General features: G+C 53.5%; 6 protein-coding genes and 1 pseudogene. 1 reads left to right on the top strand and 6 read right to left on the bottom strand.

All coding sequences use genetic code 11. From position 1 onward, the window contains the following. Window positions 1–249, top strand: a pseudogene (locus ACODR8_RS14210) (IS630 family transposase); the annotation flags it as partial. A 175-nt stretch (window positions 250–424) separates the two neighbouring features. Here the strand turns inward: ACODR8_RS14210 and ACODR8_RS14205 are convergent. The 6 genes from ACODR8_RS14205 to ACODR8_RS14180 form a co-directional block, all read right to left on the bottom strand. Beyond that, the gene (locus tag ACODR8_RS14205; RefSeq protein ID WP_489007844.1) at window positions 425–1,702 is read right to left on the bottom strand and encodes a glycosyltransferase; all 1,278 of its coding nucleotides are present in this window, start codon (window positions 1,700–1,702) and stop codon (window positions 425–427) included. Beyond that, entirely contained in the window at window positions 1,699–2,748 is a 1,050-nt protein-coding gene (locus ACODR8_RS14200) for a glycosyltransferase family 4 protein (protein WP_489007843.1), read from the bottom strand. The genes ACODR8_RS14205 and ACODR8_RS14200 overlap by 4 nt, the downstream gene beginning before the upstream one ends. 7 nt (window positions 2,749–2,755) lie before the next feature. Next, window positions 2,756–3,613 (bottom strand): DUF4214 domain-containing protein, encoded by an 858-nt coding sequence (locus ACODR8_RS14195; protein ID WP_489007842.1) that lies wholly within the window; start codon window positions 3,611–3,613, stop codon window positions 2,756–2,758. 64 nt (window positions 3,614–3,677) lie between these two features. Beyond that, window positions 3,678–5,198 (bottom strand): glycosyltransferase family 4 protein, encoded by a 1,521-nt coding sequence (locus tag ACODR8_RS14190; protein WP_489007841.1) that lies wholly within the window; start codon window positions 5,196–5,198, stop codon window positions 3,678–3,680. Beyond that, window positions 5,177–6,067, bottom strand: a complete 891-nt coding sequence (locus ACODR8_RS14185) for an NAD-dependent epimerase/dehydratase family protein (protein WP_489007840.1) — start codon at window positions 6,065–6,067, stop codon at window positions 5,177–5,179. The genes ACODR8_RS14190 and ACODR8_RS14185 overlap by 22 nt, the downstream gene beginning before the upstream one ends. Continuing rightward, the gene (locus ACODR8_RS14180; RefSeq protein ID WP_489007839.1) at window positions 6,064–9,015 is read right to left on the bottom strand and encodes a glycosyltransferase; all 2,952 of its coding nucleotides are present in this window, start codon (window positions 9,013–9,015) and stop codon (window positions 6,064–6,066) included. Before ACODR8_RS14180 ends, ACODR8_RS14185 begins: the two co-directional genes overlap by 4 nt. Window positions 9,016–9,129: the final 114 nt, after the last annotated feature.

The raw sequence follows: 9,129 nt of genomic DNA, 5'->3' as shown, positions 1-9,129 counted from the left end.
TCGTAGACCCTTCCTCTCAGGAGTTAGGGCCTCCGGCAATCCCGGGGCGGTTCAGACGGTTACCTTTCTCCCGCCCTACAGCCCCGACTTCAATCCGATCGAGAAAGCGCCCGCCTCAAGGCCATGCTCCGTAAAGCCGGCGAGCGTACCGTCACTGGCCTGTGGAGCTTGATCGGCAAACTCGTCGATATCTTCCAGCCCTACGAATGCGCCAACTGCTTCACATCATGCGGGTGCGAACCAGAATGATCGAAAACCGCTCTAGATAAAGAATTTCGTCGCTTTGGGCATTCCCACGTGCATCAGCATCACAGGGGGCTGCTATTGCAAATTACTAAGGGCGAATTCAAATGGCCATCAAAGTCTGTTTGAAGATGCGTTTTTTGAGTAGCAAGACCGAAATTGCGATTTTTCAGGCAGACTTTCATGACAACAGATTTTTTGGCATCGTCGGCGTGAACCATAATGGCGTCGTGCTAGCGTAGGACTGAGCCAGCCGCCCGACGACGGATTTGTTGAACCAATATCGACGAAAACGCGGCGTTTCCCGGTCAAGCCATGCCAGAAAATCGCGACAATATTTATCCGGATCATGATCTGTCAGTTGGGAAAATCCATTGGTCGACAAGTGGTCCAGGCTAATTCGCCCCGTCGCCACATTGTCCAGCAATGCGATAAGATCTTCATGCTCCCGATGACTACGGACCTTCAGAACCGCATTATCGGGAAGTTCCGAATACCATCCGGTATTGGACACCACGCTGGGGCAGCCATTGGCCCAAATACGCAATTGGCTGCCAGATGCTTCGCCCATGGTCGGGTTACGCAGGTTGATGGCCAGATCGGCACTACGAATCATGTCATCCAGCGCAGCGTCCGTGACGAACCCATGATTTTCAACAAAGCCAGCCAGACCGAGATCCAATAATCTGGCCTTTATCTGCGCTAGGTTTGCGATTCTGCCCGCCAGATGCAGTCGGAAGCGATCACGATGGCTGGACTGACTCCATGCTTCGATAAATTCGATCAACCGCCGGTTGGGTCCCATGAAGCCGAACATGACCAGCGTAACAGGTTCGCCGTCGTCGCGGCGCGGTCTGGCGGGACGACCGGATAGCGCTGCATAGGGCAAAGGTAAGCAAAGGCTAGGCAGATTTGGAAAACGCTGGTTGATTTCGGCGATGACCTGACGGTTGTGGCAGACTACGCCAAGTGCCTGATCGAGGGCCACTTCAAACAATGGAAAGCGCTCTGCCAGTTGACGGGTGTCACCCTGCTGTCCCTGCATCGCACCAAGCGCCGCCAACCCGTCCACGCCATGCCATCGCGCCATGATATTACGATAGCTGGTCAGCTGCGACGTGCCCGTGCGGATCTGCATATGGGCCAGATGGCGCAGCACACATTCGTGAATGGACCTGTCATGCAGGATGACAAGTCCGGGATGGCGTTGCGCGACTTCCAATATGCGACCGTGGAAGTCATGATTATTGCCGATTTGATAAATGCACAGATCCGTTTGGTTCATGATGCGCGGCGTCAGTGAGGATATGGACACCGAAGGAAAGTTGGCATCGGCCAGGCCTGCATGGACAAAGGTCACATGGGCCAGGTTGCGGAGATAAGGTGCCAGCCTGACACTGAAGTTCGCCACGTCCGTTTCTGAAGGTGGAAGCGGCGAAAACCAGAGCAGTTTCATCATGATATCAACACGTCGATAACGTTGTCCCAGGAAATCCGTTTGGACTGATAGTTCTCAAAGCCAGCTTCCCCCATATTTCTGGCCTTGATGCGGTCCGTCCAGAGCAGGTCCATCGCGCCCGCCAAAGCGCGGGCGTCGCTGTCCACGACCAATCCGGTTTCCCCATTCGCTATGAATTCCAACGGCCCGCCTGCGTCCATCGTTGTGATGACGGGCTTGCGCGCCAGCATTGCTTCCAATGTGACATAGCCATAATCCTCATCGAACGGTGGATACAGCACAGCCAGACATTCGGCGTAGAGAGCGATCTTGTCTGCTTCGCTTATATATCCCTTCCAGACGATGCGGTCGTCGACACCTAGCCTACAAGCGAGATCTTGAAGTTCCTGATAATAAGCAGGTGATTCTGCTGAACCGGCGAATATTAGCTTCACCGGTTCCACGCATTGAGCCAGCGCTTCTATTGCCAGTTTCTGCCTTTTCAGGACATTCACCCGGCTGGGAAAGAAGAAATAGTCCTGCGCTTCCCCTGGCAGGAAACCTTCAGCATTATTGGGCGGATGATAAAGCGGCGTCGACTGGATATTGTTGTTTTTCAACAATCGGGCAGATACATTTGCCGAATTGGTATATATGGCCTGCGCTTCCGGGATGAATTTTTCGTCCGCATAACGGATGACGTCGCGCACCGACCGGCCATCAGGAAAATTGATGAGATCGCCGAAGGCTTGATCGTCCCAAAGATCATAGGCCGACCTATGCTGATGCAATATCCATAATATCTTGTTTGGATGCGGCACCAAATAGGCCGGAAATTTCAACCCGACAATCCTGTCTATGGTAACGCCAGCTGATTCCGTCAGGTCCAGCATCCGCGACATGGCGATGCTATCAACTATTGATTGAGGGGGATACCATTTGAACGGAAAGGTGATCAGGTCGGCTTCGATCTTCCTCGCCTTGAATTCACGCAGCAAATTGCGTGCGTGAATTTCAGCTCCCCCCTCTACGAAGGGAACTTGTACCGAGACGATGCCAACCCGCATGCAATTTTCAGTTCTTCATAGCTTGCTGTCGCCGTGCATCACGAACAGCCACGCGGAACACCCAGCCTTGCTGCTGCACCTGCCTCGAGGCGTCCTTGTCCAGCACGTCCGTACGGGCGACCTTAACCCCCGGTTTCAGTCCGCCGATAGCCGAAGGTGCCTCGACCCCATCCGCTGATACCTGAGTAATCGAATCCAATATGGTCCGGGGGGCCGCCGCTTCTATCGCCGCAATCGCGCGTACGAAGGCTTCATTGCCTTGCGGCATACCCATTGACGTCGTAGAATCGGACACGAGCATTTCAAGGCGCTCAATCCGGGCGAGAAGATCGTTGCGGCGCTGGAGGAAACGACCAACAAGTGGAAGGTCGAGTAGCCACGCTTGGTTTGCGTAAGCTTCCAGCGCCTTAATGCGGGCCAACTTACCGCCGCCCAGCATTAGTGCTTCAGGAGAATTAAGAATATTCCGCTCAACCCTTTTGCGGCCGTTCCGCTTAGAACCGATACGAATATAGGTTTGCAGCCCTTCATCATCAGGCCAACGACCCAGCGTGTCCTGATAGGTCTGTACGACGAAATCCTTCAGATCCTGCTGTTCGCGCTGGGTCTTCCCATATCGACTCTGAAATTCCTCGGACGCAATCATGTCGCGAACAACCGATTGTCGCGACTTTCCCTTGGCAAGTCTTTGCCGATAATGCGCTATGCCTGATGCGTCAGGCGTACGACCGAACAGAATATCATAGATATAGGCAAGAAAGCTCTCGACCGACACAGCATCGATGATGCGGGTGTTTTCAGCCGGGACGGACCATAAGTCGATACTGACCTGACGATTGTTGATTACCGATTGCTTCGCGATCATTTCATTAGACCCACATGGAGACAATTAACAAAGCCGGACATGACATCATGAACGCATCGAATGTTTAGTCTTTTGACAATACGACAAAATCTATCTGTTCGAGCAACAGGCCGCAGTTCCTGTAGTCGATTTCCTTGAGTTTGGAGACCTGAATCCTGATATCTCCCAATCCCACATACTCGTCGAGATTGATTAGCAGTTCCAGCGGGGTAGCAAGGTCATCCTCTTCAATCAGGAAGCGGTCCCTAACGGTCTTTTCACCGACCTTGATTGACAATTCCTGCGCTGCAATCCCGTTTCTGAACCGAATTTTTAGAACTGGCGCCGAATGTTTGAGCGCATCGGCCGATACGGTCAGTTCAGAGTCCGTCATCCAGCGGGATTTGCCATCCATGCCCAAATCAGGATTGGGTTCCTCCGTCAGGGCGCTCAAGCCCTGAATGTCCTTGTCATCGATGGAATGTGAGATTTCTGACCGAATTTCACGCGGCGCATTGCTGCTCATCGTCTGGTTCGCCATCACCAGGGCGCGGAAAACGCCCGCGAGACGCTCTCCATATTCACGCTGGTTCCGCTTGTAGACCACGACTTCAACCGCAGGCGACGATTCCCAATGCTTTTCCAGCAGATTTGCCAAGGCATTGAAATCCGACGGGTCAAAGAATTCCGCATTTTTCGACAATTGTTCTTCATGCACCGACAGATTGGATGCAATGATGAACTTGTTTAGCGCTTTGGCATCCTCGATTACCGTCGACCATCCTTCAAAACGGGACGGCTGAAGGATCGCCTGGGCGTTCTTCATAGCGACGATCTGGTCTTCTCTCGGCATGAAGCCAAGGAATTTCACCTGATCTTCCAGCCCCCATTCGCTGATCTTCTGGCGGAGGAACGGCGTATATCCTTGTGCGCGAAAATCAAATTCCTTGCCTGAAAAGCAGACCGTAGGGGTCACGCCACGCTGCTTCAGTTCCTGCAAGGCGGCGAGGATCACGATATGGTTCTTGTGAACCCAGAATTGGTTGGGGGCGAAGAAATATTTTTCAGGCAGATCATGCCGGCCGCGAACATCTGCTAGGTCGGGAAGATCGTCGGAAAGAAACGATGCAAAAGGCACGACGAATACGGGAAGCTTATATTCGCCATAAAATTGATTGAAGTCACCCAGCGCACTTTCGCTGCTCAGAAGCAGGCCTTCGCGCGCGAAATATGATTCATGCTCCTTCCTGCGCCCTACAATTTCGCTGGGCGTGAAAAGATAGGGCATGTGTTTTTCCTGAAAATCAGGAATCCATGTCAGAGTCGGTATCGCAAGGCCTTCCATGGGGAAGGGGAACAGAAGATCGATGTTACGATGATGGGGGTCGGCCGCCACCTGTTCCTGCGTGCAGTAGGAGAGTTTGGGATAACCGGATTCCTGCAGAAATTCGTAGGAGGACTTCTGATGGGTCACGACCACGACCCGAGGCTGGCGCGCTTCGTCCAGCGTACCCAGGGCATTGAGCATGTTCTGGAGATAATAGGCTCCCCCCATCCAACCTGGATCAAGGTTGAATTGAATCCCTACGGTAAATTGATAAGCCATGTTGAAAGCTCGCTGATTCCGGATTCGAATTGAAAGGCAGGGTTGTAGCCAAGTGCCTTTAAACGGGTGACGTCAGCAGTCCAGTAGAGCGGATCCCCGTCCCTTACCAGATTGTTAAATTGTAGATCGCCGGTCCAACCAATCGCCGACAAGAGCGTTTCAATGGCGTGCCGGATGGTAATGCCTTGTCCGTTTGCGACATTCACGGCTGAACCGTCAAAAGCTGCGTTCTGGATGCACAGCAAAATGCTCTGCGCCATGTCCTGTACATGCACAAAGTCACGGGTTTCGTTTCCGGTCCCTGGGCAGACGATGTTCTGCGACGACCTGGATTTCTGATAGATATCCCAGAATAGCTGCTTTTTCAGGCCGGGACCATAAACCGAAAATGGTCGAAGCGACAGCGTGCCGATATTAAAGCATCGCGTATATTCGAGGCAGATATTTTCCGCGATCTGCTTATGCCATCCATAAGGCGATATGGGAGCCGGAACGGAGGTTTCAGCCACAGGGATATGGGTTGGATTTCCATAAATCGCAGCACTTGACAGATTGACCAGCCGTGTTTCCGGCGAATATTGACGGATCGCCTCCAGCAAATCATGCACCAAGGCCGCGTTCAGCCGAAAATCTTCATGCGGATGCGTAAAGGAAGCGCCAACATTGGCCGCACCACAGCAGTTGACGCAGATGTCAGGCTTCACCTTTTCCATCAACGGCCCGAAATCGCCACCGACAGGCGATATGATATGATGACGGTCGGTCGCGTCACCGACAATATCCGCCGTGAATACATTATATAGCGGGGCCAAAAGCGATTGCAGATGGCTGCCGATAAATCCGGCAGCCCCCAAAATCAGAACCCTCATTGCAGTTCCAAGCTGATCATGGCCGTGGTGGGCAGGGTGCCATTCAACGGCCGGGGGGCCTTCTGTTCGTTCGTATAGCCCACGATCCGAGCAGGATTTCCCACCACGATCGCATTGTCGGGAACGTCCTTGGTTACGACCGACTTGGACCCGACAATGGCTCCTTTGCCGATAGTTACCCCCTTCAAGATCGCGCTTCCAAAACCGATCCATGCGCCATCCTTGATGTGGATGGGAGCCGATTTGACATCCGACCAATCCTTGAAATGGCCCATGCGGCCGACTTCCACACCCGCGAGCCAGTCAAAGGCGTCGTTGGATCGAATATTCGGATTGAGCGAGTGGGAATTGCTGTCGATGACGGTCACATCCCACGACAGCATGACATTGCTGCCGATATGGATTCCCGCGTCCTGCGTGCAGATGAACAGGCAGCCGCCGCCGATCGAACTGCGGTCGCCGATAGTGATTTCACCCTGACCCCGTTCGAAGACAAAGGTTCCGCCAACGTGAGACTCCTTGCCAATCCGCACATAGGGACGTGGCTGCGGATCGACGCGCACGTCGATATTGATTCCTTCCAGACGGGTACGTTCGCCCTTCACGAGCTGATCGGGACGCGCCCATTTCATCAGATCGAAATCGGGCTTCGACAGATCCTCAAGGCCAATGACCTCGATTCGTTCCAGGATCACGCTCAGGTCGCGCGGCCCCATGTCGCTTTGTGCCATTTCGATGACGACAGAAACCATGTCCTCATTGATCAGCTTGATTTGCAGATCCTGGTGATCGTCCATGCGCATCGACCGACACGGGAATACTTCCAGAGCCTTTTCATTCTGTTCGACCAGGAAAACCTGACCGGGGTGATGATTGCGCAGGCGCAGAACCAGATAGGGATTGGCTACCCCGGTCGTGCAAACCGTCACGCGCAGCTTGCGCCCGGACACCCAGTGGAAACGTTCGTGCAGACCGTGGTCGGGATATGGCCCTTCTACGCTTCCCAGTCCGATGAGATTGGACAGCATCAGTGTCCGCGAAATTTCGAGCCTGCGCCCGACATGCGAATACGCGCTTTCCATGGGGGGAATATCGGCGCTGCCGATCTCCCCACGCACGCCCGCGTCGATGAGGGCCACCTCGTCACGGCTGCCATAGCGCCGGACAGCGTTGATTTCGACGGGCTTGGTATCCTTCCATACCGCCTCTAGGAAATCGGGCATCATCTGGGCCGGAACTAGTGCACGGCTGAAATCGATCGGCATGACGTAGGATGACGTCATGGACGGCAGCCGGTGCAACAGACCGCGCTGAGTCAAGCGATCGAGAACGAAACGGCGGATGGCGATGAAATCGAAGCAGCGGCTATCGAGCGACCGCACCGTTGAACCGGCCCGGCGTAGATAATAATAGCTGATGGACGTGTCGACATAGGCTTTTCTGGCCGCGGACATGACGTCAATTGCAAATGGATGATCTTCATAGAAGAAGCCACCATGGAAGGTGATATTGTTTTCTTCCATGAAATCCCGGCGGATCAGATAGCGCCAGGGCGGACAGTTCCACGAAGAAAGCGCAGCAAAGGTTTCTTCATTTACCAGAGGGTTAACTACCTTACCCCCAAGCCACGATGGGACAAGGGCGGAATATTCTAGCCGTCCATCCTCTTCCTCATAGGCGAAATTGAGGACGACAACATCGATATCGTCATGCACTTCGTGAATATTGATCAATCGTTCGACCACATTGTCCTGAATGCGGTCGTCCGAATCGATGCACCAGATGTAACGGCCCGTCGCATGCTTGAGCGCTTCCGCACGCGCTGCGCCCTGACCACGATTTTCTTGCTGGATCAATTTGATGCGCTGATCGCGTGCCATATAGGACTGAACGATAGCAGCGGTTTCGTCCTTGGACCCGTCATCCACGATGACGATTTCAATATCCTGGACATCCTGATGTACCGTCAGGCTTTCGATGCAACGGCCAATATATCCTGCTACATTATAGGCGGGAACGATGAAGGATATGATCGGATCCTGAGACGCGGGGATGATATCGGGCGCGCGTCGCTTCACGCTTCCACGATTTTTGGCGCCCCAGCCTTCAAGCGTGTCGTCAAGCATCTGCAAAACATCGGGCCTGTGCCGCAGCGCTGCATGAACGCTGGCGTGCAATGCCGGGTCCATGTGGTCGGCGAGAATGTCGACCATTGATTGCGGACCGGACCAGCCGCGCACGGCATAGAGGAGATCCAACGCCTGCTGCTGCGACAGGAAAGGGAAATTTTCCCGGATGCTGCGACCGCTTTCTTCCAGGACGCGACTGCCGTCATTGGACGATACACCGGTCGACGAGAATTGGACAAGGACGCGATTGATCCTAGAGCAGGTTAGATTGGCTCGGATTGCTCTATGTACCCAGTTAGCATCGGCCGTGATGCGATAGCTGATATCATATAGCCCCACGCGTTCGTAAGCGTCCTTGGTCGCGAACATCGCATTATGGCCAAAAGGTATGCCGCTGATCAGCGCACCAACCCCATAATCCTCATCATCGCGTAGGACGCCTCGCCCTTCCGCATTGGTGAGCAGGGTCTGACCCGCATAAATATCCGCAGGCTCCAATGCATGTTGCCGGGCTAGGACGGACAATGCCCCTGGGATAAGACTGTCGTCGCAGCCAATGATCCCAATCAATTTCCCCTGAGCCAGCTTGATGCCTTTATTGAGCGCATCATAAATGCCGGTATCCGGCTCAGACACGACGTGCGTAACAACATCGCGGTTGCGCTCAACATAATGGAGCGTGTCGTCCGACGAAGCGCCGTCTACAATAATATATTCGACATCATCCCTATTCTGGTCCCTTACCGATGAAATCGCAATTTCAATATCTGAACCAGTATTGAAAGTGGACGTGATAATTGTAAAAAGCGGTTTCTTCACAAAAGGCACCAGTATAATAAGCGACGCTCACCAATTGACCGACGTCTGGTATTTTGTCAACTGACGGGCGACTGCCCACCCCAAAAAGAACAGAATTGACCGAAAAAATAATAT

The sequence above is a fragment of the Sphingobium sp. FG58 genome (assembly GCF_057809055.1).
This window is presented reverse-complemented; position numbering and strand designations above follow the sequence as displayed.

What these genes read in the sequence shown, in the direction of transcription:
- ACODR8_RS14205 (WP_489007844.1), bottom strand. Translation starts at nt 1,702, where the DNA reads ATGATGAAACTGCTCTGGTTTTCGCCGCTTCCACCTTCAGAAACGGAC.
- ACODR8_RS14200 (WP_489007843.1), bottom strand. Translation starts at nt 2,748, where the DNA reads ATGCGGGTTGGCATCGTCTCGGTACAAGTTCCCTTCGTAGAGGGGGGA.
- ACODR8_RS14195 (WP_489007842.1), bottom strand. Translation starts at nt 3,613, where the DNA reads ATGATCGCGAAGCAATCGGTAATCAACAATCGTCAGGTCAGTATCGAC.
- ACODR8_RS14190 (WP_489007841.1), bottom strand. Translation starts at nt 5,198, where the DNA reads ATGGCTTATCAATTTACCGTAGGGATTCAATTCAACCTTGATCCAGGT.
- ACODR8_RS14185 (WP_489007840.1), bottom strand. Translation starts at nt 6,067, where the DNA reads ATGAGGGTTCTGATTTTGGGGGCTGCCGGATTTATCGGCAGCCATCTG.